This window comes from Planococcus sp. TJ-201, from assembly GCF_058268495.1.
This window is the reverse complement of the sequence record NZ_JBZDOG010000004.1, coordinates 252,408-278,926: the sequence shown is the minus strand read 5'-3', so window position 1 is coordinate 278,926 and position 26,519 is coordinate 252,408. Positions and strand designations below refer to the sequence as shown.

Annotated in this window: 26 protein-coding genes; 9 read left to right on the top strand and 17 right to left on the bottom strand. The window is 44.0% G+C overall.

The features are described from left to right. Positions 1-98: 98 nt before the first annotated feature. From AC4EG4_RS11955 to AC4EG4_RS11945, 3 genes are all read right to left on the bottom strand, one after another. On the bottom strand, positions 99-287 hold the full coding sequence (locus tag AC4EG4_RS11955; RefSeq protein ID WP_490979087.1) for a hypothetical protein: 189 nt from the start codon (positions 285-287) through the stop codon (positions 99-101). Positions 288-386: 99 nt separating this feature from the next. Beyond that, a complete protein-coding gene (locus AC4EG4_RS11950; RefSeq protein WP_490987960.1) occupies positions 387-1,343 on the bottom strand; it encodes a diguanylate cyclase domain-containing protein in 957 nt (318 codons plus the stop codon). Positions 1,344-1,439: 96 nt separating this feature from the next. Then, on the bottom strand, positions 1,440-2,306 hold the full coding sequence (locus tag AC4EG4_RS11945; RefSeq protein ID WP_490979089.1) for an EAL domain-containing protein: 867 nt from the start codon (positions 2,304-2,306) through the stop codon (positions 1,440-1,442). Between the two features lie 258 nt (positions 2,307-2,564). Here AC4EG4_RS11945 and AC4EG4_RS11940 point away from each other — a divergent pair, with 258 nt between their 5' ends. The 4 genes from AC4EG4_RS11940 (at position 2,565) to AC4EG4_RS11925 (ending at position 5,098) form a co-directional block, all read left to right on the top strand. Next, positions 2,565-2,939 (top strand): GntR family transcriptional regulator, encoded by a 375-nt coding sequence (locus tag AC4EG4_RS11940; protein WP_490987959.1) that lies wholly within the window; start codon positions 2,565-2,567, stop codon positions 2,937-2,939. Continuing rightward, positions 2,939-3,811: an ABC transporter ATP-binding protein gene (locus tag AC4EG4_RS11935; protein WP_490987958.1), complete on the top strand. Its 873-nt coding sequence runs from the start codon at positions 2,939-2,941 to the stop codon at positions 3,809-3,811. The genes AC4EG4_RS11940 and AC4EG4_RS11935 overlap by 1 nt, the downstream gene beginning before the upstream one ends. Before the next feature lies 1 nt (position 3,812). Next, positions 3,813-4,532, top strand: coding sequence for a hypothetical protein (locus AC4EG4_RS11930; RefSeq protein ID WP_490987957.1), 720 nt, complete (start codon positions 3,813-3,815; stop codon positions 4,530-4,532). A gap of 176 nt (positions 4,533-4,708) precedes the next feature. Continuing rightward, positions 4,709-5,098: a hypothetical protein gene (locus AC4EG4_RS11925; protein ID WP_490987956.1), complete on the top strand. Its 390-nt coding sequence runs from the start codon at positions 4,709-4,711 to the stop codon at positions 5,096-5,098. Positions 5,099-5,165: 67 nt separating this feature from the next. On the opposite strand, the gene AC4EG4_RS11920 is transcribed toward AC4EG4_RS11925, so the two are convergent. Then, positions 5,166-5,762, bottom strand: coding sequence for a TetR/AcrR family transcriptional regulator (locus tag AC4EG4_RS11920; protein WP_490987955.1), 597 nt, complete (start codon positions 5,760-5,762; stop codon positions 5,166-5,168). 156 nt (positions 5,763-5,918) lie between these two features. On the opposite strand from AC4EG4_RS11920, the gene AC4EG4_RS11915 reads away from it, so the two are divergent. Next, positions 5,919-6,701 (top strand): SDR family oxidoreductase, encoded by a 783-nt coding sequence (locus AC4EG4_RS11915; RefSeq protein WP_490979095.1) that lies wholly within the window; start codon positions 5,919-5,921, stop codon positions 6,699-6,701. Positions 6,702-6,965: 264 nt separating this feature from the next. Here the strand turns inward: AC4EG4_RS11915 and AC4EG4_RS11910 are convergent, their stop codons facing one another. The 8 genes from AC4EG4_RS11910 to AC4EG4_RS11875 all read right to left on the bottom strand — a co-directional run bounded on the left by AC4EG4_RS11910 (position 6,966) and on the right by AC4EG4_RS11875 (position 16,570). Further along, positions 6,966-8,027, bottom strand: a complete 1,062-nt coding sequence (locus AC4EG4_RS11910) for an aldose epimerase family protein (RefSeq protein ID WP_490987954.1) — start codon at positions 8,025-8,027, stop codon at positions 6,966-6,968. 51 nt (positions 8,028-8,078) lie between these two features. Continuing rightward, positions 8,079-9,215: an ROK family protein gene (locus tag AC4EG4_RS11905; protein ID WP_490987953.1), complete on the bottom strand. Its 1,137-nt coding sequence runs from the start codon at positions 9,213-9,215 to the stop codon at positions 8,079-8,081. A gap of 253 nt (positions 9,216-9,468) precedes the next feature. Further along, entirely contained in the window at positions 9,469-11,235 is a 1,767-nt protein-coding gene (locus AC4EG4_RS11900) for a glycoside hydrolase family 2 protein (RefSeq protein WP_490987952.1), read from the bottom strand. Between the two features lie 22 nt (positions 11,236-11,257). Next, positions 11,258-12,091 carry a carbohydrate ABC transporter permease gene (locus tag AC4EG4_RS11895; RefSeq protein ID WP_490979099.1) on the bottom strand — a complete coding sequence of 278 codons (834 nt, stop codon included), beginning with the start codon at positions 12,089-12,091 and terminating at the stop codon, positions 11,258-11,260. Beyond that, positions 12,091-13,020 (bottom strand): carbohydrate ABC transporter permease, encoded by a 930-nt coding sequence (locus AC4EG4_RS11890; RefSeq protein WP_490987951.1) that lies wholly within the window; start codon positions 13,018-13,020, stop codon positions 12,091-12,093. Before AC4EG4_RS11890 ends, AC4EG4_RS11895 begins: the two co-directional genes overlap by 1 nt. 89 nt (positions 13,021-13,109) lie before the next feature. Then, complete coding sequence (locus AC4EG4_RS11885; protein ID WP_490979101.1) at positions 13,110-14,384, bottom strand: ABC transporter substrate-binding protein; 1,275 nt, start codon at positions 14,382-14,384, stop codon at positions 13,110-13,112. 46 nt (positions 14,385-14,430) lie between these two features. Beyond that, on the bottom strand, positions 14,431-15,483 hold the full coding sequence (locus AC4EG4_RS11880; RefSeq protein ID WP_490987950.1) for a family 43 glycosylhydrolase: 1,053 nt from the start codon (positions 15,481-15,483) through the stop codon (positions 14,431-14,433). 166 nt (positions 15,484-15,649) lie between these two features. Further along, positions 15,650-16,570 (bottom strand): ArsR/SmtB family transcription factor, encoded by a 921-nt coding sequence (locus tag AC4EG4_RS11875; RefSeq protein ID WP_490979103.1) that lies wholly within the window; start codon positions 16,568-16,570, stop codon positions 15,650-15,652. A 246-nt stretch (positions 16,571-16,816) separates the two neighbouring features. Between AC4EG4_RS11875 and AC4EG4_RS11870 the strand changes: the two genes are divergently transcribed. The 4 genes from AC4EG4_RS11870 (at position 16,817) to AC4EG4_RS11855 (ending at position 21,170) form a co-directional block, all read left to right on the top strand. Beyond that, a complete protein-coding gene (locus AC4EG4_RS11870; protein ID WP_490987949.1) occupies positions 16,817-17,995 on the top strand; it encodes a galactokinase in 1,179 nt (392 codons plus the stop codon). 2 nt (positions 17,996-17,997) lie between these two features. Next, on the top strand, positions 17,998-18,993 hold the full coding sequence (gene galE, locus AC4EG4_RS11865) for a UDP-glucose 4-epimerase GalE (RefSeq protein WP_490987948.1): 996 nt from the start codon (positions 17,998-18,000) through the stop codon (positions 18,991-18,993). 2 nt (positions 18,994-18,995) lie between these two features. Next, a complete protein-coding gene (gene galT / locus AC4EG4_RS11860; protein ID WP_490987947.1) occupies positions 18,996-20,474 on the top strand; it encodes a UDP-glucose--hexose-1-phosphate uridylyltransferase in 1,479 nt (492 codons plus the stop codon). A gap of 132 nt (positions 20,475-20,606) precedes the next feature. Beyond that, positions 20,607-21,170 (top strand): DUF4256 domain-containing protein, encoded by a 564-nt coding sequence (locus AC4EG4_RS11855; protein WP_490987946.1) that lies wholly within the window; start codon positions 20,607-20,609, stop codon positions 21,168-21,170. A gap of 84 nt (positions 21,171-21,254) precedes the next feature. On the opposite strand, the gene AC4EG4_RS11850 is transcribed toward AC4EG4_RS11855, so the two are convergent. The 5 genes from AC4EG4_RS11850 to AC4EG4_RS11830 form a co-directional block, all read right to left on the bottom strand. Further along, positions 21,255-22,061, bottom strand: coding sequence for an alpha/beta hydrolase (locus tag AC4EG4_RS11850; RefSeq protein ID WP_490987945.1), 807 nt, complete (start codon positions 22,059-22,061; stop codon positions 21,255-21,257). A gap of 157 nt (positions 22,062-22,218) precedes the next feature. After that, the gene (gene ltaS, locus AC4EG4_RS11845) at positions 22,219-24,168 is read right to left on the bottom strand and encodes a lipoteichoic acid synthase (RefSeq protein ID WP_490979109.1); all 1,950 of its coding nucleotides are present in this window, start codon (positions 24,166-24,168) and stop codon (positions 22,219-22,221) included. A gap of 271 nt (positions 24,169-24,439) precedes the next feature. Next, positions 24,440-24,805 carry a hypothetical protein gene (locus AC4EG4_RS11840; RefSeq protein ID WP_490987944.1) on the bottom strand — a complete coding sequence of 122 codons (366 nt, stop codon included), beginning with the start codon at positions 24,803-24,805 and terminating at the stop codon, positions 24,440-24,442. Between the two features lie 275 nt (positions 24,806-25,080). Further along, positions 25,081-25,596, bottom strand: a complete 516-nt coding sequence (locus AC4EG4_RS11835) for a hypothetical protein (RefSeq protein ID WP_490987943.1) — start codon at positions 25,594-25,596, stop codon at positions 25,081-25,083. 172 nt (positions 25,597-25,768) lie between these two features. Continuing rightward, positions 25,769-26,518, bottom strand: a complete 750-nt coding sequence (locus AC4EG4_RS11830) for a hypothetical protein (protein ID WP_490987942.1) — start codon at positions 26,516-26,518, stop codon at positions 25,769-25,771. Position 26,519 lies beyond the last annotated feature (1 nt).

The following is a 26,519-nucleotide window of genomic DNA, read 5'->3' as shown; positions in this document are numbered from 1 at the left end:
ATGTTTAAAGCAAAAGAAAGTGAAGCAAAGGCGTTGCCATCAACCTGAATGGTTTCCTGGCAACGCCCGTTAATCCTGTCTTGTTAATCTTTTCGCCCTTATCTATCTGTTTTGCCCTTCGAGTTTTCTTTTGCTTCTTCCATTTCATCCGTCGTATCTTTGTAATCGGTCGCTTTGTTATCACCGTCTAACGCTTCTTTCGTTTTCTTGACGACTTTATCGATTCCCGACTCTGGAGGAGCCGATTGTTGATCAGGTGATCTGCCTGCTGTACCTTTTCTGGTCATTGCTATTCCTCCATTTAAAAGATTTACTTATTGCTTGTTTACCCCTTGCGCCCAATACTAATCCAAGATAAACAGCGGCAGCCACATTTTATTACATCCTTATGAACTGATCACGGGAGGTTCTGCATAGCAGCAACTGCCGCTGGTCATTTTGCAAATCTTTTTCATGCGTGTAGCTTCTGCGACCAGCTCTTCTACGCTCTGAAACGGTTTGCTGTCATTTCGTACAACCGCAATTGAGATGGCCACCAAAGGAATCGCTTCCATTTCACCCGATCGGTTTTCGCCGTAAACCGCTTGTTGTTCCAGATGCTCTTCTGAGTAAAAATCGAGAATCTCCTTATCAAAGCGAGTAATGACTTCCTCGCACTGGCTTTCGTAATCCAAATGATTCAATAGAACAATAAAATCATCGCCGCCGATATGGCCGATAAAACTATCTCCCGGATTAAAGCACTCTTTTAAAATAGTGGCAGTGGATTGAAGAACTTCGTCCCCTTTTTTAAAGCCGTAGTAGTCGTTATAAGGCTTAAATCGGTCCAAGTCAATGTACATGACCGTGAACTTCTCCTGGTGCCTGAATAGTTGATCCAGTTTTTCGTCAATCGTATAGTTGCCAGGCAAAAAGGTAAGCGGATTTAAATAGCTGGCAGTTTGAGCCTGTATATCTGCTACCTTGAGAAGCAGTTCCTTAATGCTGACTACCCCGTAAACAGCATGCTCTTTTTTAACAATAACATCATCATAGACTTCTTCATTCGGACGGTCCATCGCCAGTTTACTGGCCTCAATAACAGAAACGAAATAATCAACCACCAGTGGAGACTCTTTTGCCAGTAACTCGATAGGTCTTTTCAGATAAAGATTGTAGCCATAGCGTGTCCCCATTTTTTGATAAAAATGGGTCCGGGTAATCAAACCAACAGAATGATCTTTTTTACTCACAACAAGTCCTTGCAGCCCCTGATCCTCATGGAACATGCGATCGATTTGGTCACAAGGTGTATCAAATGGAACACACACTACGTCTTTTGCAATCTCTCCTATATATGCCATTGGCTAGACTCTCCTTTTGCTGATCAGGTAAGTAACCTACTAATCTTTCGCAGCAGCCATTCAGCCAATGCTGCTCGACTCCGTACCCTTCAGACATTAACAGAAAGGCACTTGTCCGCTGACCAATTCCGATTTGGGTTTTCCCAGTGCGTAGCCCTGCCCGAAATGGATCCCTAACTCCTTCAAAAAACTGAGTTCCAAACAATTTTCAATTCCTTCAGCAATGATTTTGGTATTCGATTGTGCAGCAAAATCCAATAAAAGCCCCACCAGTTGCTGTTGAGACGGCTGAATATGAATATCTCGTATCAGGGATTTATCGAGTTTAATGAATTCAGGCTTTAACGAAACAATGGTCTTGAGGCTATTGTACCCTGTTCCTGCGTCATCCACTGCTATCCGAAATCCTTGTTGCCGGTAATTATCTATGATCCTTTCGAATTCTTTGTAATCTGTGACCGATTCTTTTTCGGTTAATTCCAAAACTACCTGGTCGGGAGACAAATTATATTTCTTCAGCAAATCCAGCGTTGTGCCGCTTCGATAAGAACGATCTGTCAGCACTTGCGGCTGGATGTTCAAAAAAATCAAATCGTTTTCATGACTGGTTGTCTTCTTCAATTGTTCTGCATACTTTTTAAGCGATAAATTGCGCAGAAAGCTTTCTATTCGAAAAACATTATTGCTTTTTCCGATGAAACTATAAAATTCTTCTGTCGTTGGAAAAATGGGTGTGCTGTTCGGGCGATTAAGTACTTCGAACCCGATTGTTTCTCCCTCAGCCAATGCCAGAATGGGTTGAAAAGCCGTTTGAAAATTCTCTTGCAGCATAAGTTCTTTTACTTCCCCATCCTTTTTGCTTTCTTCATATATCGCATGTTGGTTTCTCTTTAGGTAGCTTATAAATTCAATGATGCCGGTTAATCTAATGATGTTCAGCCTCCCATACACTTGCGTTAACATTCGTGCCATTTTCCAGTATACGTTAAGGATTTCTTTTAGATTGTTAAATTATAGTAAAGAATTGGACTCCATTGCATATTAGAGACGGGCAAGCTCCCCAGCAATCAGAATAATTTAGCAACACCTTTGGATTTCTTGCTTTCGCCATCTCAACAATTAAAAAAATAAAAATTATTTGACAACAAACCCAAAAGGATATATGGTTATACACATAAGTATATAACCATATTACCAGAGCGAAATAAGGAGGTGTTTGCAGTGAGCAAAACGTTTGATTCGAGCAAGCCGATTTTTATGCAGGTCCGCGAGTTGATTGAAGACCAGATAGTCAATGATCAGTTAAAAGAGGGCGATCAAGCACCGTCCACCAATCAATTGGTCAGTTTTTACAAAATCAACCATGCGACCGTTTCAAAAGGAATCAATCAGCTGGTGGAAGAAGGAATCTTATTTAAGAAAAGAGGGATTGGGATGTTTGTAGCTGAAGGCGCGAAACAGACATTGATGGGACAGCGGAAAGAAGCATTTGTGGACAATTATGTTAAAAGCCTTGTGCAAGAAGCCAACAAGCTTGGCATTACACAAGCTGAAGTTATTGAACTGATCAAAAACATGAAAGGAAGTGAACTCTAATGGCTGCCAAGATCGAACTAAACAATGTCACAGTAACATTTGGAAAGTTTGAAGCTTTGAAAGATATTTCATTGACACTTGAAGCCGGTAAAATTCACGGATTGATTGGGCGCAACGGTGCCGGCAAGACTACCCTGCTGTCTTTGCTCGCTGCTTTCCGTGAACCATCAGAAGGGCAAGTCGAAGTTGACGGCGAAGCTGTTTTTGAAAACCGAGACAAGATGCAGCAAATTGGGTTTATCTATGAAAAAAACTATGCAGACGAGTATGAAAAGGTTCCGGATATGCTTGGATTTGCTGAACGATATCGCCCCAATTACGACAAAGCATACGCTGACCATCTACTCCATCGCTTTAAACTACCGTTGGATAAACCTGTCAATAAACTATCCAAAGGCATGCAATCCGCATTGAATGTCGTCATTGGGCTTGCTAGCCGAACTCCCATAACAATTTTTGATGAAGCATACCTTGGAATGGATGCCCCGGCCCGTGAAATTTTTTATCAGGAAATTTTAGCAGATCAGGAAAAACATCCGCGGACATTCATCCTGTCCACACATCTTGTTTCCGAGATGGATTACCTTTTCGATAATGTCATTATTATCAATCAGGGTCGCCTGTTGCTGAATGAAGATTACGAAACCATCTCTGCTCAAGGAGCTTCTATTACCGGAGCGGCCGATCGAGTCGATGCTTTTGTCTCCGGCATGCAACTCTTGAACGAACAAAAACTTGGAGGTACAAAATCTGTGATGGTCTATGGCGCATTGAATGAAAACGATCAGTTCACAGCCCATCAACAAGGTCTTGAAATTGGACCCGTATCATTGCAGGATCTGTTCATCCACTTAACAGAGGAGGCGCGTTAGAATGAAACAAGTTAAACTTTATCCAAAAGTTGCTTTCGATCTTTTTTACGAACAATTCAAGTGGGCCATCTGGTTTTTCTCATTTTTAATTGTTGGCCATATCGTCGGGATCATTATTGTGGCAAGAAACAACGAAACCATCCAACAGTTCCTCATTTTTTCCAGCGATTCCGTAGCCATTTTCATGCTGGTTTGCGGCATCATCGCTGCCTATGCTTTCATGGGATACTATGTCCAACAAGGCATTACCCGAAAGGACCTGTATATCGGAACCGTCATCTCTACACTTGTGTTGGCATTGGCAGTCACTTTGGTGCCGCTCGCAGTTACCGGGATTGAACATGTGATATCCAACTTTGTCGAACTGCCGATTGATGCTGATGCGGCTCCTTTATACAATCCAGCATCTGGCTGGTTTTCAGCCGGAGGTGTTTTCTTCCTGAATGCTTTTACCTATTATTTAGTTGGTTGGCTGATTGGCCTAGGCTATTATCGCTTTGGTTGGCTGATCGGTTTCGGTTTTGTCGGTATTGCCATAGCAGCACTTAGCATTAATGGCTATTTCTGGGGAGACGGCGACTTAAGTTCCATTATTCCATGGATTCCGGAATTCCCAGCTAACGCCAGCCCAGTCTTTGCGCTCGCCGGTTCGTTATTGTTGATTGCCGTCCTGTTGGTATCCACAAGAATCTTGATCAAACGCATTTCGATAAAAATGTAAGAGAGAACTAAGGCCTTGCCCTTACCCGATTTGGGTTTTGGCAGGTCTTTTTTATGGAATTCCATCTGTAAAAACTGGAGGAAGTATCATTTAACCTGTTAATATATTAGGATAAGAGAGTGAATTCATTCTCACTTTTCCCCAATCGGAAATAGTCAGCAGTTGGAGGTACCATCATGGAAAAAACTTGGAGTCTTCGTTTAATACGTTTTTCAGCCCTATTCGGCTTGTTCGGCACCTTTCTCGGTTCCCAAATGGCTGGAGAAATGGATTATGCCTTGCGCCCGATTCATGCCCATATCCTGCTCGTCGGCTGGCTGTCGGTGTTTGCTTGGGGAATCTTCTACCGTGTCTACACGATCAAATACAAAAGACTTGTCGCCATTCATAGCGTGCTTGCGATGGTCGGTGCTTTTGCATTGACTGGCGGCATGTGGCTGTATAACCTCAATCCATTCAATTGGAACGAAACCTTGGTCATGATCCTGTTTATCGTCGGTGGCAGCATCCTGCTGATAGCATTCCTGCTCTTTGCAGTCATCACATTCCTGACAGAGAAAGATTAGAAAATCCCCTGAAAAAGAGCAACATTCTTTTTCAGGGGATTTCTGTATCGACTATGATTTTAAGGAGCTATTCAACCTGAAACCCTTCCGCAATTGCCTGCAAGATGCCAATCAATTCTTCCGTCACTCTTCTAGGAGATTTTTGGTAGCCATTAGCAGCCCAGTCCAACAGGAGCCCGGCAGTTCCGTGAGCCATATACAGCTTGAACTGGGATGAATTGATATCATGGTCACCTGCCGGCGTAAACGTAAATTGCTCGTCCAGCAGTTCAAAGATGGCACGCGGCAAGTCCTGGTGCAATCCCGGTATCGTGTCTTCCTTCAAGTAAAGATTAAAAAAAGAACGGTTATCGTAAATGAATGTTACCAATTCAAAGGAATCCGCATCCATCGACTTTGTTGCCACCAGCTTTCCGCGGGCATAGCGTTCTCTGCTCGTGCGCTTGGTTTGGCGAAACATCTCCGTCTTCAGCTCTTCCGTAATATGCTGTTTGTCCACGTAGTAGAGGTAAAAAGTTGCTCGGTTGTATTGTGCCCGTTGCACAATGTCCGTCACTGATACATGGCTGAACCCTTTTTCATTGATCAGCTCGGTGAACGCCTGTTTAAACTGGTGCTTTGTCCGTTCAGCTTGCGGTGAAAGACTTTCTTTTTTCTCTCCCATGATTTGCTGCCTCCAGAATCGACATTTTTTACAGAACTGTCGATTTTTTCGACAGTTTCGGATTTTCTACTGATTGAACCCTATTTTGAAAAGGTTTACACTGAATTCGAACCTTGAATTCAGTTTAGCATATCATTCGAAAAGGAGAGATTATTCATGATCAACTACACAGACAAAGTCGTTATCATCACAGGCGGAGGCTCCGGACTTGGGCGTGCAGCCGCACTTTCCATCGCTCAGCTGGGCGGCAAGCTCGTGCTCGTCGATATGAACAAAGAATCGCTCGAGGACAGCAAAAAACAAGTTCTTGCAGCTGCTCCAGAAGCGGAAGTCGAGCTTGTGGAAGCCAATGTAACCAGTGAAGAAGAAGTGAAAAACTACGTACAAATCACCATGGACACCTTCGGGCGAATTGATGGATTCTTCAACAATGCCGGCATCGAAGGCAAACAAAACCTGACTGAAGAATATGGGTCGGACGAATTTGAAAAAGTGGTGAGCGTCAACTTGAATGGCGTCTTTTACGGCATGAAATACGTCTTAAAAGTGATGAAGCAGCAAGGCCACGGCTCGATTGTCAACACGGCATCAGTCGGCGGCATCCGCGGCGTCGGCAATCAGTCAGGCTACGCAGCCAGCAAACATGGCGTTGTCGGATTGACACGCAACTCGGGCATTGAATACGGACAATTTGGCGTCAGCATCAATGCCATTGCACCAGGTGCCATCATGACACCAATGGTCGAAGGTTCCTTGAAGCAAATGGCAGGCGACGACTGGGAGTCTGCAGGCAAGGAATTTGTCAGCGTCAACCCAATGAAGCGCTTCGGCAAGCCGGAAGAAGTGGGCAACCTTGTTGCATTCCTGCTGTCTGATGCAGCCAAATTTATCAATGCTTCCGTGATCCCAATCGATGGCGGACAATCATACAAATACTAATTGCAAAAAAACTTCAAACTGCAGCTCCGATTGAACATAGGAGCTGCAGTTTTTTACTTTTTATTCACAGTAAAAAGCTGTTTAAAAGCGGAAAACCCCTTTTAAACAGCTCCATCTACTAACAAATTCTGAAGCGCCGGCGCATCCTATGGCTAAGCGAGGCAATATCAGGAATAATAATTTATAGGTATAAGCTAATTATTTTATGAATATTACTTGCTCTTTTTCAACAAACTTCTCAAAAAAGACCGCATAATAAAATTGTTAATCGTTGCTGATGCTGGCGAACGTGTAAGTCGTTTCCGACGTGAACTCCTCATCTGCATTGAGGATAGCCGATGGGAAATGCGGATGGCGCAGTGAATCCGGCGGGCTTTGCGTTTCAAGGCAAAGTGCCAAATAATCCTCGGCTTGCGTCCCTCGAATCGAATAAGCTCCGCCGATATCGTTCCCTGTATACAGCACCACAGCAGGTTCTGTAGTTTCCACAATCAGGTTCCGGCCGCTTACTGAATCCGTCAGTCGGATGCCAGATTGTTCTGCAGGATTCAACAGGAATGGATGGTCATACCCGTTTCCAGCCAGTTGGGCTTGCGGATGTTCAGCGGATGTTGCTTCCTTGATGCTTCTGCCGCTGCGGAAATCAAATAGTGTGTCTTCTGCAACCGGAACGAGCTTGCCCGTTGGCAGTAATTCATTGTCCAATTCCAAATAATGATCACTGTTCAGCGTTAATTCGTGGTCCAAAATGGTCCGCTTGAAATTGCCGCTCAAATTAAAGTACGAGTGGTTGGTGACATTCAATACCGTTGTCATGTCGGATTTCCCTGAATAGGATATGACCAGCTGATTGCGGTCATTTTTAATTGTATAGCGGACTGTCATGGACAAGTTGCCAGGGAAGCCTTCTTCGCCATCCGGACTGACATACGTAAATTCGACTGCGGCTTCATTTTCAGTTTGGACCACTTTTGAATCCCAAAGAGTAGAATGAAAGCCATTGGCACCTCCATGCAAATGTTGGCCGTTGGAATTTTTAGGTACTTGATAATTTTTCCCTTCAATTGAAAACTCCCCATCTTTGATCCGGCCGGCAAAGCGCCCCACCAATGCTCCGAAGAAATAAGGTGTATTTTCGTACTCTTCAAGCGTATCAAAACCAAGTACGACATTTTCCAGATTCCCATCGCGGTCTGGGCTGATAATTTCAGTAATCACACAGCCATAATCGATGCAGGACATCCGAAACCCTTGATCATTTTCCAATGTGTATAAGTTAATTGGCCGATCGTTTTTGTAATCAAATACTTTTTCGCTGACTTTCATTTTTATTCATCCTTTCCATCTTTCAGTTTCCTAATATATTGTGGAACGCTATTACTTTACTTCAAAGATATCCACCAGCAGCAAGGTGATCGCTCCGATTAACGTAGCATCATCCCCAAGCTTGGACACTTCCACGTTCGTTTGGCTGGCTGCGGGTGTCAGTGCAGAAGTTCTAATCGTTTCCCGTATGGCAGGCAAAATGAACTTTTCGGCTTTTGAAACTCCGCCGCCCAACACAATTTTTTCCGGATTGACAATGTGAATCAAATTGGTCAGACCGACGCCCATCGCTCTGCCGGATTCTTTCAAAATAGCCGCACATTCTTCATTTCCGCTGATGGCCTGTTCATATACATGTTCTGCTGTAAGCAGCTTGCCGTTTGCTTTTCTCGCGATTGCTGGACCGGTAACAAAGGTCTGCAGACATCCCCGGTTTCCGCATTCACACGTTTCCCCGTACAAATCAATAGTCATGTGGCCAATTTCCCCAGCGATGTCCGAAGCGCCGTGGTAAAGCTTGCCGTCGATGATAAGTCCTGCGCCCACACCACTGCCTATATTCACTGCCAACATGCTCTCCAGTTCCCCGTGATTCCCAAACCAATATTCGCCCAATGCCATGGCCCGTGCATCGTTTTCTACTTTCACTTCCAGGCCAAAAGCTTGTTCCAACTCTTTTTTGATGGGGATATTGCTCAAACCAAGATTTGGTGCGTACAACGAAGTGCCTGTTTCAACTTCCACCACACCGTGCATGGCAACACCAATACCTACGACTTGTTTATCAGTTTCCAGCACTTGTTTAATGGAACTTTTTAATGCGACGATAAACTCTTGGTTGGTGATTGGCAGCTCTAACGTGGTTTTTGATCTTTTAAGCACATTTCCTGCAAGATCGGCCACAATGCATTCAATGCTTTCCGGACCTGCATCCACGCCGATGATGGCAAATGCCTGATGGTTGATCATGAGCATTGTCGGTTTCCGTCCACCTTGCGACTGGCCAATGTCGCTTTCTTCAACGATTTTTTCATCCAGTAATTCTTTTACGTTGCTGCTGACAGTTGGCGGTGTCAAGTTTGTTTCGCGGGCAATTTGTGCTCTCGATATGGGTCCATCTTTTCTTATTTTGTTGAGGATAATCGATTTGTTCATCGACTTCATCCATTTAAAGGTGCCTTGGCGCATCCGAATCCCTCCGTTTATCGGGCTCGTACAGTTTGTAACTGCTTTGAGCTCCAGTAGTTAATAGTTTAACAAAATTCATTAGATCTTTGTTAATTAAATTAACTTATAAGTTTGAGTGGAATGGATCCGCCTAGTGCTGTATTTTTTCAGCCATAGAAAAACACCTTGTTGCCGAGAAGTGAGTGTTCGTAGGCTCACTCTTCAACGAAAGGTGTTTCTCTTCCTGCATTACGCTAAGTACTTTTTAAATGTTTCACTTGCCATCGTTGATTTTCTTAATCTCGGTTAAATCACATTTTGGCTTGCGGTGATACGTCAAAAGCCCGTTAATTTCTTGTTCCACATCGGTCAACTGCGTGTAGCAAAAACCTTGTACTACTGAAGAATCAAGCAATGCTTTCGTGTTTGCTCGATAAGCTTCAATTAGTTCTTCGCCGCCCTGAACGGCTGAATAACCCCATCCATTTTCCTGATCAATTTCTTTCGTGTCGTAGGCGATTCCACCGTATTCCGTGATTAGAATAGGTTCTCCTCTGTATCCAAAGCCTTCTGCATAAATCGGACGGTCTGCGGGTGTAGCCGAAACCGCGCTTTCGACAGTTTGGTAAGCTTCCGCCATCTTGTCAGGAGACTGGTAATTATGGATGCCGCATAAATCCGAAACCGTGTGTTCCCAGCCTTCGTTTGAACAAACGGGACGGGTCGGATCAAGAGACTTTGTTAAATAGTACATAGCAAGTGAATGATGCTGCTGCTGTTTCTCTCTAGCTACGCGGGAAATCCCCCAGCTTTCGTTTAATGGCACCCAAACCACCAAGCTTGGGTGGCTGTAATCGCGTTTCACGGCTTCTATCCACTCTGCTGAAATCCGTTCTACAGCATCTTCGCTGTATTCCGCGCAGTTTGCCATTTCGCCCCATACAAGGTATCCAAGCTGATCTGCCCAGTATAAAAATCGTGGGTCTTCCACTTTCTGATGCTTGCGCGCGCCGTTGAAGCCCATTTCCTTGGCAAGCACAATGTCCTGCTTTAACGCATCGTCCGATTCTGCCGTCAACAGACCGCCTGGAAAATAACCTTGATCCAGAACGAGCTTTTGGTAATAAGGTTTGTTGTTCAGCATAAACGTGCCATTTTCAATGGATACTTTCCGCATTCCAAAGTAACTGGTTATGGTGTCGACAGCTTTCCCATCCGCAATCAATTCCACTTGAGCATCGAATAGGTTTGGATGCTCCGGGCTCCAATACCAGCCCGGTCCGTGAATATTGCTTCTATCCGGGAAGCGTCCGCGGATGTTCACGCTGCGTTTAATATGCGGCTGAAAAACAGTCATGTCTTCGATAAAAACGGGTTCTCCCTGGAACGAAACAGTTATTCGCAGTTTCGTATTTCCGACTGAAATTCCAGCAAGTTCTGTTTCAAACTCAATGTCGCCGCGATCTATTTCCGGTGTCCAGCGCAAACTTTTAATCGACGTTTCAGCTACGGGTTCCAGCCAAACCGTTTGCCAGATTCCGGTCGTCCGCGTATAAAAGATTGAAGCCGATTCTTCGTGCCAATACTGTTTGCCGCGGGGAATGGTCGTATCTTCGGAAGGATCTTCCACTCTGACGGTCAGATTGTTCTTACCTGCTACCAGCAAGTCGGTAACATCAGCAGAAAAAGGAACATTTCCACCTTGGTGATAAGTCGCTTTTTCTCCGTTGACATATACCCATGCCCGGTAGTCAACCGCACCAAAGTTCACTTGAATTCTTTTGTCTTGCCACTCTTCCGGCACCGAGAATGTCCGGTTGTACCAGACCACTTCATGAAAAGAAGGGTCTCCAATGCCGCTGTTTTCAGTCTGGTAGGCAAATGGTACTTTTATGGTCTGTCCTGCCGGGAAGTTCTGGTACCATTTTTCCTTTAATCCGATCTCTGCGTCGTCAAAAGAAAAATTCCACTCTCCGTTCAGATTCAACCAGTCCTCTCGTTGAAATTGCGGTCTCGGGTATTCTGTTTGTAAGTTTGCCATAGGTTTGCGCTACCTCCATCACTTATTTAATGCCTGACTGTGTAATGCCTTTGATCAGTTGTTTCTGTCCAATTAAAAAGACAATTAAAATTGGGATGGTGGCAATCGTTGTTAATGCCATCAGTTTCCCATAAGAAGAAGTAAAACTTCCTTGTTGCATGATGGCAATACCGGTTGTGATCGTTCTCATGTCCGGCGAGTTTGTAGCCACTAATGGCCATAAGAAATCATTGTAAATCCCCATGAAAGAGAAAATCGCTAATGTCCAAATGATTGGTTTTGCAGAAGGAATAACGATTTTAATGAAAATCTGCCATTTGTTTGCTCCATCCAATTTTGCTGCTTCTTCCAATTCTTTTGGAAATGATTTAAAGAATTGATAAAGCAAAAAGACGCCGAATGCATTAGCCGTATAAGGAAAAATCAATACAGCATAGGTGTTCAATAACCCAAAGTTGCTGAATTGCATATACATCGGAAGAAACGTGATGACAAACGGAATCATCAATGTACTAATAAACAATGGGAACAGGAATTTTTTGAAAGGAACATCCAAGCGTGCCAAGCCATACGCAGCTAGCGCATCAATCGCAACGATGATTGCTGTTCCTGCTATTCCAGCAAACAAGGAGTTAAACATCCATCTGAATATCGGAACATCTACGCCTTCACCCGTCAGCGTATACAGGTAGTTTTCAAAAGTGAAATTTTCTGGGATCCAGTTTAATCCTCCAGCGATTGCTTCAAAATCATTTTTAAAAGAAGTGGAAATCATCCAAACAAGAGGAATGAGAAACAAAAATCCTATTACCGAGGCAAGTACGATCAGCCCAATTTGCTTTCCATTCTTTTTCATCAGCTTTCCCCTCCTTGTTTGCGGTTGGCGATTTTAAATTGAATAACGGAAATGACAATCATGATCAAGGACATAAGCAAAGCCATCGCTGATGCTACACCGAGTTCACGTTCCTCAAAAGCGAGGTTGACAATTCCCATTAGCAGCACTTCAGTCGAATCTCCAGGCCCACCTCGTGTCATTAAGTAAGGCTGTCCAAAGACATTGAACGATGCAATGGTTGACGTAATAATAACGAATAGCATAATCGGCCGGATCGTCGGCAAAGTAATGTGGATAAACTTCTGCCAAGCACTTGCGCCGTCAATGGCACCAGCTTCATACAGTTCTTCCGGCACTTCATTTAACGCGTTAATGAAAATAATCATATTAAAGCCAAGCGTCCACCAAATCGTAGCCCCGATAAGGGAAATCCAAGCAAACGGCTGCTTTGTCAGCCATGGAATTGCATCAAAGCCCAAATTCATTAAATACATATTCAGCAAACCGGAATTCGTATCAAGTATCCACAAGAAAATAATGGACACTACTGAAACCGATATAGCATAAGGAATAAAATAAATCGTACGGAAGAGGGTTCTGATTTTTCCGGGTAGACTATTTAACAACAACGCCAGCCCCAAACCAATCGCTACCAGCAAGGGCATTGAAAAGATAACAAACTTGAGGGTGTTTCCCAGGCCTTCGAAGAATAACGAATTCATTGCGGAATCTGGATTGAAAATGGTTGCGTAGTTCTCTAAACCGATAAATGGCTGTACGCTCGACAGTAAATTATAATCGTGCAAACTGATGTAGATACCATATACTAGCGGGATAAAAAGAAAAGCTAAAAACAGCAGTAAATAAGGCAATACAAACAGGAAGGATGTGAATTTGGAGAGTTTGTCTTTTTTTGCTTTTTTCGCAGGCAACTTTGCTTCTTTCATCGCTTTCTCACCTCATTCTGGATAACTTCATACAGCTCAAAAAAGAAAAAGTAAGCAGTGCAGACTCCACCTGCTTACTTTTTAAATTGTTATTCTAGTGCATTGGCAGCTTTTTGCTGTGCTTCTTCCAGTGCCTCTGTTGCATCTTTTTGTCCTAAAAGCACTTCATTGACTGCTTCCATTAATGGACCTGTTGCTTGTCCCCAGTTTTCCACATCCGGACCAAACTTAACATAGTCAAACTGTTTTGCTACTTCTGGAGATTGTGCGTTTACTTCCTGGAACTCGTCGCCTTCATACACTGCTTTTGAAGCCGGTGCCTGGCCGGACTCTGCCCAAGCCAACGCATTGTCTCCTACATAACCTAAGAAGTTCGTAATTCCGTCCAGCTTCTCTTCGTCCACACTTTCAGGAACAACAAAATTGTGCGAGTTTGCATAAACGCCTTCTTGTTCTGTTCCTAATTGCGGTACGGGTGCTACACCGTAATTAAGGCCTGAATCTTCCCATTGCTTCATCATCCATGGGCCATTCATGTGCATGCCGCTTCTTCCTTGCAAGAACATCGTCACTTCTCCATCTTGTTGTACGTCGCTAGGAGAAACTGCATATTCATCAATTAAAGAACGTTCAAATTCTAAGGCTTCTACAACTGCATCCGAAGTAAATTGAACTTCTCCATCCGCATATAACTCCCCGCCATTTTGGAAAACAATCGTTGGGAAGATAAATTCTTGCGGCCATAAAGTTGGAACAACATAGCCGTATTGATTTTCGTCTTCATTTGTCAATGCCTGTGCATATTCGATAAATTCTTCACGATTCGTTGGCGGCTGTTCTGGATCTAATCCAGCTGCTTCAAACATATCTTTGTTCCAATAGAAAAGTAGTGGGTGTATGTCTAAAGGTACGCCGTAAAGTGTGCCATCTACGGAAGCGCCTTCAATTCCATTTGGGTGATACTCATCCTCTGAAATCTCATCGCCCATTAAATCGCCAAGGTCTCTTATAATGTCTTTTTCAGCATAGGTAAATATTTGGTCTCCATGCATAACCATTACATCCGGCATATTCGATTCTCCGTTAACAGCTAAGTCAACCGTTCTGTAATATTCACTTTGCGGAACAATTTGGAAATTCACTGTGTAATCTTCTTGTGATTCGTTATAGCTATCAACAATTTCTTTCATATAAGGACCATCTGGACCTGAAAAGGGTGCCCATAATGTGATTTCTGAGCTGTCTCCAGAACCTCCGGAATCTCCGCCTTCTTCAACTACACCGCTGTTTCCGCTGCACGCTGTCAATAAAACTGCTGAACAAGTTACTGCTAAAGCACTCCATCGTTTATTCGTCTTCTTCATTTCCCCACTCCCTTTTCTTAGTTAAAGCACAGTGATTCATTTACTTTTAATCGGTCACTGGAACCGATATTTCGTCCTCACTTGGCTGTCCGCCTTCGACTGCTGGCCAGCCATCTTCCCAGATAATAGGATCGATCATCAATGGCCTTCTGGAAGCTCCCGTCCACAACACCGGATCGGCTTTTTCAATGGCATGATAGACAAGCCAATCTTCTCCTGCCTCGTCTGTAACAATCGAGTTATGTCCTGGACCGGCAAATTTGCTTTCTTCACCGGAAGAAAGAATTGTTGTCCCGCCGTTGTCGAGAAGCGTCTTTCCTTCACGGTCAACATACGGACCTTTAAAACTTTCCGATCGCCCAACAGCTAGATGATACGTGCTGTTTTGCCCATCACAACAAGAGCCTTTGGAGCCAAAAAAGTAATAATATTCATCCCGTTCGATAATATAGGGTGCTTCATAATCCTCTCCAGCAAGCTGGAACTTTTCACCCACTGTCGTCATTCCATCTTGTGACAGTTCAATTCCATAAATGCCGTGGAAACTTCCCCAAGCAAGATAAGGCACTTCATCTTCAACGTAGAAAAATGGATCAATCGAATTTTCCACTCCAATTTCTTCGCTTGTGAACATCTTCCCTTGGTCTCCAAAAGGACCCGCTGGGCTGTCAGCAACTGCTACGCCGATGCCGGGATTTGTATCTCCCCATAAAGACAAAGAGTAGAAAAGCAAATATTGATCATTATAGAATTGGATATCTGGCGCCCAAAGATCTCCTGCTGCTTTCCAATCCGGCTTTTCTTCGAATGCTTCACCCACATACTCCCAATCAATTAAATTTGTAGATCGAGAAATTGGCACTAGCTTTGTTTCAGAATCATCTCCCCACGCATCTTCTGTCCCATAAGCGTAATAACTGCCATCCTCTACTTTTAGAATTGAGGGATCCGCCAAAACTGGTTCATATACAGGATTGCTAAAAACTTCTGGTTCGGCCGTCTCCTCTTCTGCCGAAGAACAGCCTGCCAAAATAACTGAAAGTAAAAAGACTGGGTAAATTGGAAACTTGTAAATTGTGGAATCAGCTCCTTTCTCCAATTGATGTAAGCACTTACATAATGCCATTGTATTACACAATATTGTTTCATTACAAGTATTTATGTAACAAAAAAGTATTTTTTTCACTTTCTCCCTTGTATATGCAGTCAAAAAAGCCCAATCCACAGTGTTTTCTGTAGATCGGGCTTTTTAAAATTAAATTTAATTATTTATGTTCTGTCAGCAAACGCATAACAATCCCCTGCCGGTAGTTCCCAAATTTGTGGCCAAACAAATTGATTCCACCTACGTTAAGCGCATCCTCTTTGACGCCAATTTTAAAAGATATGTAAGGATTTTCTGCTATTTTTAAGGTGTCTATTGTACAGTCGCTGTTTACGAGTTTGTCATCCACGAAACAGCCTTCTTTGGTCACCCGCCAGTTTTTCAGCAAGCCGTATTGCGTATGGTTGGTCATCCACCATTTAGGTGTCAGAAATCCCCGCTCGCCTCCAAAATCACTTGGCGATGTCCAAGTTGCAATTTCATGTCCGTTAATCCAAACCGTTATATCAGATGGCCAGTCGAGCTTGAATAGCGGCGCTTCCGAACAAACTTCTGCACTGAACTTGATTTGGTCCGCTTTTTCACCACGAGGAAGGCGATTTGGAAACCGGTATTCCAAATAACCCGTTTTAAAGAAAATAAGTTGCGCTTCGTCTCTTCCAATTTCATAAAAAGCACGCGGGTCGTCGTGGCCATTAATATAATCGGATTCCCCTACTAAACCACAGCTCGGTTCAATGCTGCAGTCCGTAAAGTGGCCGATTGGCATATCATAAATAATCGTTTCTTCGATTTCTTTGCTTTCTTGCGGTGCAATATCAATAATGATTTGATCGTATTTCTTGGTGTTGATTTTTTGCGTACCTCTGCCTGGCAACAACTCTGTGGTAATAAGATCTACCTCTTCGAGCTTTTTAACATTTACTGCAGTGGTAGAAAAAGGCAGGCCAAGACGTTCCGACAGTTCGTTGACGTTATGCGGACGCTCACTTAAAAGGCGCAGAATCGCCATCCTGTGTTTGTTGGCTAAAGCTTTGCATACTTCAATGGATTCTTCAAAATTTAGCTCTAAAGTTCTCATGGGCATATCCTACTTTTACTCTAAGTTTTATTGTAATAAAATTATAACACTCTATGGATGAAGTCAAGCAGAGATAAATGAATAAAATCTGACAATTCGTTAATATTTCAGTCGAAAAGTTGTTTTGTGTGTGCATGTTGCTTCCATTCACTATATCACTATGTGTAATTTCAGGATTGAATAGTTTCACAACATCCACTATACTGAAGTTAATTAAATTAATTTATAAAGTATTGGAGGAATTGGATGAACCAGCACGACTTGTCCCAGACGTTTCATGATATTTTCAAGACTGATCAAAATCCACGCTTCTTTTTTGCACCAGGCCGCATTAACTTGATTGGTGAACACACCGATTACAATGGCGGGCATGTGTTTCCGGCAGCCATCTCTTTTGGCACCTATGCTGTTGCCCAGCAGCGCAAGGATCAAAAACTGCGGTTTTATTCCATTAACTTCCCGGAAACAGGCATTATCGAATGCGATCTTAGCAACCTGTCCTTTAACAATGATCATGAGTGGGCAAACTTCCCGAAAGGCATGATCCATCATTTTATTAAAGATGGATTTTCAATCCCCTACGGATTAGATATTTTATTCTATGGAAATATTCCAAATGGTGCAGGGCTATCCTCTTCCGCTTCCATTGAAATGGCCACGGGCGTTGTCCTTGAAGGTTTGTTCAAGTTAGAAATTGACCGCTTGCGCATGATTCAACTTGGACAAAATGTAGAGAACCAATACATCGGCGTTAACAGCGGCATCATGGACCAGTTTGCGATTGGAAAAGGAAAAAAAGACTCGGCCATGTTGCTGAATTGCCAAACACTGGAATACCGCTACGCGCCAGTTGAACTGAACGATCATGAAATTGTCATCATCAACTCCAATAAACAACGCACCTTGGCCGGTTCAAAGTACAATGAGCGCCGCGCCCAATGTGAAAGTGCGCTGGCGGATCTCCGAACTGAACTCGAAGTCAGCAGCCTCGGCGAATTGACAGGCGAACAGTTTGACCAGCACAAGCACTTGATCCAAGACGACACCAACCGCAAACGCGCCAAGCATGCCGTTTATGAAAACGAGCGGACCTTGCTGGCACTCCAAGAGCTCCAACAAGGCAATATCGAAGCGTTTGGAGAATTGATGAATCAATCCCACATCTCTCTTCGTGATGACTACGAGGTGACGGGTGACGAACTTGACGCCATTGCAGAAACAGCCTGGAAGCACCCGGGTGTCATTGGTGCACGAATGACCGGTGCCGGATTTGGCGGATGCGCCATTGCAATTGTCCACCACTCGCAGATCCAGAGCTTTAAAGAAAACTTGGCCGCCAGCTATAGCGAAAATTTTGGTTTTGCCCCTTCCTTTTACGAGGCAAAAATTTCGGACGGCGCCAAAGAACTTGTAGAGGAGTTTTGACCATGAGTGTTTTAGTATTAGGCGGAGCTGGATATATTGGTTCACATGCAGTCCATCAGTTGATCGATCAAGGGCTAAGCGTTGTCGTTGTAGATAATTTGGAAACAGGACATGAGAAAGCCGTGCATCCAAATGCTGTTTTTTACAAAGGCGACATTCGCAATGCAGACTTTTTGAACTCGGTATTTGAAAAGGAATCCATTGACGAGGTGCTTCATTTTGCCGCCAATTCGCTTGTTGGCGAATCGATGGAAAACCCTTTAAAGTATTTCGATAACAATGTTTACGGCACACAGGTTTTATTGAAAGCCATGATCGAACACGACGTGAAGAAGATCGTCTTTTCTTCTACCGCTGCAACGTATGGCCAACCAGAATCCGTGCCGATTACGGAAACCATGCCGACGAATCCGGGCAATACGTACGGCGAAACCAAGCTGACCATGGAAAAGATGATGAAGTGGACTGGATTGGCGCACGGTTTGAAATTTGTTTCGTTGCGCTATTTTAATGTAGCAGGCGCCAGAGAAACGGCAGAAATTGGCGAAGACCACCGCCCTGAATCCCATCTCGTTCCACTCATCTTGCAAACAGCACTCGGACAGCGCAAGGAAATCACGGTGTTTGGTGATGATTACGATACCCCTGATGGCACATGCATCCGCGATTATGTTCATGTCGAAGATTTGATCCGTGCCCACTTGTTAGCTTTAGAGTACTTGAGAAACGATGGCGAAAGTGACGTCTTTAACCTTGGAAGCAGCCAAGGATTTTCCGTGAATGAAATGATTTCCGCTGCACGTTCTGTCACCGGAAAAGACATTCCCGTCAAAATGGGGCCGCGCAGAGCAGGCGACCCAAGCGTGTTAATTGCCAGCTCGGATAAGGCAAAACAAGTATTGGGCTGGGACCCCGTCCATACGTCTATCACCAAGATCATTGAAGATGCATGGAATTGGCATTCTTCGAACCCCAACGGCTATGAAAAGGACGTGTAAATATGGTCTATGAAAATCTGGAAGGACTTCTTGACAAAGCGCTCGAATCGGACTTGATCGAAGCAGCAGACACTGATTATGTTCGCAACCAGGTGATGAACCTGCTGGGCTTGGAATCGTTTCCTGATGAAAAGATTGATCCAACAGATGACACAATACCAAACTTACTGGAAAACTTGATTGCTTATGCCATCAAGCAAGGCGTGATCCTGAATATTTTTGACGACAAGGAAATACTGTCAGCCAATATCATGAATTGCTTTGTGGCCCGTCCTTCTGTCATCAACGCGGCTTTCAATGAAAAATACAAAGACTCACCCATCGCCGCAACGGACTATTTTTACGAATTAAGCAAAAACAGCAATTACATCCAAATGAACCGCATCGAAAAAAACATTTCGTATAAAACGAATACACTTTATGGCCAGATGGACATTACGATTAATTTGTCCAAACCGGAAAAAGACCCAGAACAAATCCGAAGAGAACGTGAAATGAAACAAACGCTCAGCTACCCGAAATGCTTGTTGTGCAAAGAAAATGAGGGCTACACTGGGCGAATCGGCTATCCGGCGCGCGCCAATCACCGGGTCGTGCGAGTGCCGCTTACCGGAGAAAACTGGTATCTGCAGTACTCACCATATGTGTACTATAACGAGCACAGCATTTTGCTTTCAGGCGAACACCGGGACATGAAAATCAATCGAGGCGGCTTTGAACGGTTGCTTGCTTTTACCGAGCTATTTCCCCATTACTTTGTCGGATCGAATGCCGACTTGCCAATTGTTGGCGGATCGATTTTAAGCCATGACCATTACCAGGCCGGGCGCTATGAATTTGCGATGACCAAAGCCGAAGATGCCTTCGAGTTTAAGATGAATTCCTATCCGGACATCACCGCATCCGTCGTGAAATGGCCAATGTCGGTGATTCGCTTGAAAAGCAAAAAAATCGGCAGCCTGGTAAATGCAGCAGATGAAGTGTTGCAGACGTGGAAGAACTATTCGGATGAATCGGCCGATGTTCTGGCTTTTACTGGCGAGACACCGCATAACACCGTTACACCAATTGCAAGACAGCGCAACGGGCTGTTCGAAATCGATCTGGTATTGCGAAACAACCGGACAACGGAGGAATACCCGTCAGGAATATTCCACCCGCATGAGGACGTACACCATATCAAAAAAGAAAATATCGGCTTGATTGAAGTGATGGGCCTTGCTGTTTTGCCGCCGCGCTTAAAAGAGGAACTTGCGGAAATCCAGGAGTTTTTGCTTGGCAATGCCAGCAACGTAGCACCTTTCCACCTAGAATGGGCGGAACAGCTAAAAGCCCAATACGGCACTCTTTCTCTTCCGGAAGATGCGGAAGCAATCCTGCAGGAAGAACTGGGGAAAAAATTTGTACGCGTTCTTGAAGATGCCGGTGTTTTAAAAGAAACAGAGGCCTTCCGCCGATTTATCAGCAAACTGAATACGTAACAGCAAAGACAGGATAGACCCTTTAGTTGAGGTTCATCCTGTTTTTTGTTCATCATCGATCGTATTCGCTCTCTTTTTTGACTATACTGGAACTACCACGATCATTATTCAGAAATATAAGGAGGAAGCAAAATGAGTGGAACAAACGAGTTAACGTCCGAACAACGCGAACAACTGCTTACGGCTCTGAAAGAACGGTTTGAGAAGCATATCGACCGCCACGAGTGGATGAAGTGGGACAAAATTCAAGCAAAGCTGGAGTCGAAACCTGTTAAGCTATGGCCACTCTATGAAATGGAACGGACTGGCGGAGAACCCGATGTTTTGGAGTTCGATGAAGCTACAAACGAATACATTTTTTACGATTGCTCCGCAGAAAGCCCAAGTGGCCGCAGAAGCCTTTGCTTTGATCAGCAGGCGCTGGAGTCACGGAAGAAAAATAAACCTGAAAACAGTGCAATGGCCTTAGCCCAAGATATGGGCATCGAGCTGTTAACAGAAGAACAATACCGAACGATGCAACAGCATGGCACATTTGATATTAAAACATCCAGCTGGGTGCAAACGCCTGCAGACATCCGGGAACGGGGCGGCGCCCTTTTCTGCGATTCCCGTTACGGGCATGTGTTCGTCTACCACAACGGGGCGGATTCGTATTATGCGGCCAGAGGATTCCGCGGTTTGGTGAGGATTTAATTTTGAACAAATAAAAAAAGGCATTGCTGGAATCCTTCATAGGAACCCGCAATGCCCTTTCTATTCTGTACGTGTATGCCAATCCTACAACCGCTCTTCCATCCATTCAATCATTTCACCATAAATTTTGTATTTAACTGGTTCATTAAGAATTTCGTGCATCAGGAAAGGGTAAACTTTCAAGGTTTTGTCCTGTGAACCAATTTCGCCATAAAAGTCCCGCGAATCTTTTTCAGCAACCAGTCCATCTTCATTGCCATGCAGCACCAATACCGGCTCAATGAAACTTGCTGCATGTTCTTTCAACCAAGCAATACCCGGGGCAAATTCATTGATCAGACCTACCGAGATCTTCTTTTCCACCAGTGGATCTTCCCCGTAGGCTTTGACAACTTCCGGATCGCTGCATACTCCTTCTCCAAGTTCATTATCTAAATAGGTGTCAGCCGGCATGTCCATTGGTAGCGAGCCGAAAATTTCTTTGTTGTAGCGAGTTAATGCCCCCGATAAGATAACGCCCGTTGTTTCCCCTGGATATTTTGTTGCGTACGCAGCTGCTGTGAAGCCACCCATGCTATGGCCAATTAAAAAGACCGGCTGTCCGGAATTTTCTTCTTTTGCCCAATCCATAACGGTTTTCAAATCATCCGGCATTTCATTGAAATCCTGGAAAAACGTGCGTTTGCCTTCTGAACGCGCGTGGCCCCGCTGGTCGTAGCGATACACCGTGAAGCCGCGCTGCAGCAAAGTGTCTGCCAGCGCATCGTACCTTCCTAAATGCTCCGCTAACCCGTGAGTAATGACCACGGCTGCTTTTTGCTTTTCAGCCTGGTCTTTGCGGGTAAACAGGGCTGTTCCATCAAAAGATCTGATCATTTTTTCTTCGCCCATCCAACATCCTCCATTCCGTTAATCTATTTCCTATTGAGTAGTATTCTTCATCTATCGAAAATCTACCTTCCTATGGAAAACATTTATTTCAATACATAAAAAAGCTATTTCTTGAGACGGTAAACCCGCCTTAAGAAATAGCTTTGTGCTCTAACAATTACTCTTCTTCATCTGAAATTCCTTGATAGCTGTAATCTGCTGGATCGATGGGTGTAAATCCGTTCGGTGTGTAAAACCTCAACAAATCTCCATTGACCAGTTTATCGGAAAGTTCAAGTTCAAAACTTCCGTGCTCCTGGAATTTCTCCGCTTGCTCCAACTGATCCTCTTCTATCGGCAACCCGGTTTCCGGATTGTAGAAAGTTTCACTGATTGAGTAAATTTCCGGACTCACATAGTCACCGTTTCGGAATGTGACCAGTTCTTCATGTTCTTCAGACAACAGATCTGTACCGAATTGCATGTAGTTTTGTGTTTCAACGCCAAGCAAATGCATCACTGTCGGCAGCAAGTCGATCTGGCCGCCGTACGTTGAGTTGATGCCGCCTTCCATGCCCGGTACATGGATGAACAGAGGCACACGTTGAAGCTTGGCATTTTCAACCGGTGTGATTTCTTTCGAAAGCACTTGTTCCATCGCCTGGTTGTGGTTGTCGGAAATGCCGTAATGGTCGCCGTACATGACAATCATCGTGTTATCGGCTAAACCGGATTCTTCCAGCTGTGCAAAAAACTGTTCGAGCGCTTCATCTGCATAACGAGCCGTTTGGAAGTAATTATCAACACTGGCATCGCCTGTTGTTCCTTTATCAATAGTCGCTAAATTTTGATCCATCGTATAAGGGAAATGATGCGAAACGGTAATCATTTTCGTGTAAAACGGTTCGGGCAACGACTCTAAAAGAGGCGCAGACTGCTCGAAGAATGGTTTATCCATCACGCCGTACTCTGCCATATCTTCTTCTGTCAGATCCGTGTAAGATTCAATATCGAAGAAATGATCGTAACCGAAAGATTTATAGATTTCAGACCGGTTCCAAAACGTTCCGTTGTTGCCGTGGAATACCGCTGACGTATAGCCTTTGTCTTTCAACATAGCAGGCGCAGCTTGGTACGTATTTTGACCTTTGGTAATAAATGCTGAGCCTTTTGGCAAACCGTACAAGGAGTTATCCAGCATAAATTCCGCATCCGCTGTTTTGCCTTGAGCTGTTTGGTGGAAGAAGTTATCGAAATACAAGGTTTCCTCTTCCCCAATCAATGAATTTAAGAACGGTGTTACTTCTTCTCCGTTTAATTCATAATCCATCAAGAAGGTCTGGAATGACTCCAAGTGCAGGTAAATGACATTCATGCCTTCTGCTGCACCAAAGTAGTCTTCATTGGCGCTAGCGTAATTGGCTTTCGTGTAGTTCAATACTTCCGTACCGTCATCGCTGTCAGCTAGAACCCGCTGGGAAGAAGATTTCGCCGTTTCCACCGTGTCATAGAGAGCATAATTGTACATGCCTAAATACTTAACGATATAGTTCCGGTCAAATCCGCGGGTCAATAATTCTGGGCGATCAGCTTCTGCCAACGCCAAGTTAAAGAATGAGATCGCTAACGCAATCGTAATCACTGGCAGGACAGCTTTTGTTTTGAAACTCCCTGACTCTTTTTTCGTTTTTGTCATGACAATCAACCCAACCAGAACCGCAACATCCACAAAGAATAAAAAATCGGTTGGCTGAATCAATGTAGCGACACTGCCGCCCAAATCGCCAAAGTTCTGCGTTTGGAACAGCGTCGGCAACGTGATAAAATCACTGAAAAATCGGTAATAGACCACGTTTGCATACAACATGAAAGACATGCCGACGTAAATGATTAAAAGTGACATGTATTTTCGCGTTCCTTTAAAGAACAGCGACAAGCTTAGTAATAAGAGTGCAGAGCCTAGCGGATTAAGCAGCAGCAGGAATTCCTGAAGCGAACCTTCCACATCTAATGCAAATTGCGTTTTTTGGGAAACATAAGTTTTCATCCATAACATGAACACTGCAAGCACAAAGAGCGGTATAAACTTGTTCAGCGTTTTTTTATCCATCTTTTTTGTCTGTTTCATAGTACACCTTCTCATATTGCGTATTTCACAAGGATTTTGGGACATTGAATTTTATAATTGTTAAGCTCAAGTAAACGGTAGGTAAAAATTATGACAGAGTCTATTTTACTCCATTACTCCAAAAAATGACAGTTTAAGGTTTTTTCAGATTATTTTAAGTGTTTGAGCTTAGGGGAGAGAGCAGTTTCTCTACCAATAAAAAAGCCACACCCAAAATATGGTTGCAGCAATGCATGTGAGTCTATTGTATAAGGACGTTACCAAGGGCACATTAAGTTCCCGATTGATCGTCAATTGCTGCAATCGCAAGTTCCAGTGAAGCGATCCTTCTTTCCAGCAAGGTTTGTTGAGAGCTGCCGATCTTCGAATTGGCATACACCTTTTTAAGCGATGGCAATAAATTCAAAAGCACGTTGCGTGCTGCAGTTAGTTCTTCCTGATTAAATGAATGGGGCTCCTCATGCCAAGCCTTATTCAGCACAGCTAAACCGATGTGTAGAGCTTGGAGCCGTTTTTCTATCAAGCTTGTGTTTGCACCTTTTTCATTCATTTGCGCCAGTGCCTTTTCCAATTTCCGGATAGTTGATTGGAAGGAATTGATTGAGTGTGCCTTCACTTCTGCTGAAACAGTTTTCATAGTAGACAACCCGCCTCTCGTGATCAATTAAGTGGAACTGTTTTTCTATAACTAAAAAATCCTCTTGCCCAAAAGCAAGAGGATTTCATGGAAGGAGTTTTAAAACAAGACTGTGGTCATCGACCGTCATTTGCTTTTGGTTGGGAATCGGTAACAGGTAACAGTGTAATGGGGTATTGGTCATTGGTTTGCCAGTAGCCATTAAATTTGGTTGCACCGAAGTACAATAGAGGTTTCCTTCCATGCCTTGAAGCGGAGTCTCACCGCTCCAAGGATTAGAAATACTTGTCGCTGTCGAAATCCAAAACGATTGAATAATTTTTGGTGTTGATGGCATTTGACAGCCGGTTAGCCAACCGCTCCAATTCAACCGCTTTGACACGGTATTCTTCGGGGTCGAACATTGCCCGCCTGACGATTGGCGTGCCTTCCCCGTAGCCAAATTGAAGATCTTCTTTCACTGCAGACCCAAACTCCTTGAACTTGCGTGCCTTGGCACGAAGCTGGGTCGCCAATTCAATTGCCTCGACAATCGCCAGCTCTTCTCCATTAAAACTCACTTCGTTTTCGAAATTGGCGCGGTACATCAATTTATCCAACAGTCGGAAATCTTTTCGAATGTCGTCGATTTCTTCCTCAACTTGCGAGAGAGAGCGCGCTTGTTTCGGCTTTTTGCTGCCTTTTTCCATTTCCACAAATGCCACCCGGTCCATCTCTTCTTCTAACTCACGGATGCGTTTTGCTAATACGGATTTCAATTTGACTGCTTCTGCCAGCGAAAGATTCGACATGATCCGGTCTCCTTCAATTCATAATCGTTCGTATAATGAATAGCATATCAGACCGCCTATTTTTTTACAATAATCGAATGAATAAATTTTAGACTATTCAGTTTTTAAAAATGAATAAAGACAGGTACCTATTCAGCTTTGCACCTGCCGTTTCTATTTACATTGCTTCTTCTTAATTCAACTGTTCCATCATTGCATTGCGCCATTTCACGAGTTCACGTGCCTCGATCTGCTTTTCCAGTGCTTCGTCCCAGTTGTTGGTTTCCCCATTCCAGACGCGGGCATAAAAAATATCCTGCTTTTGGTCGTATAACTGAAATTCGATGCATGAGATGTAAACCGTCTGGTGCTCAACGCAGCTCGTAATCCCGTTGACGATTGTTTGAAAGCTTTCTTCTCCGCCCGACAGTTCCTTTGAAAGAAGCTGCTGCATGCGGTCCTTATTCAAACTGCCTTTTACCGGATAGCGATACAACGGAAGCTCGTCTTCTGCCTCCGAATAGGCACCATCTTCCACCAACCGGTACTGGTCATGGACGGCACTATAAGCGATCACGGTTTTATCGCCGTCCATTTCTTCATCAAAAATGCCTTTGGCCAAATAATCATAGCCTTTCGCCGTCAGCTTATAGCCGGACTTCTCGAGCTCAATCAAACCAGTGCGCTGCATCTTGCCGATCAGGTCGCTAATAAAGAGCTCTTCCACAAACAACATGTCAGACAAAGTAGCAGCACGGCGGACATCCGCTTCCTGAAAAGCCACCAGCAGCATTTTCATCAAAATATCCATCTTCAAACGTTTGACCCGGCTAAAGCCCACATCGTATAAAACGACAGGCAGCTTCCACACCTTGTCGTTGATGATTGACACATCGGGATTTTCTGTTACCCGCGTCCGCAGTTCTCCTATCAGCCCATCCACA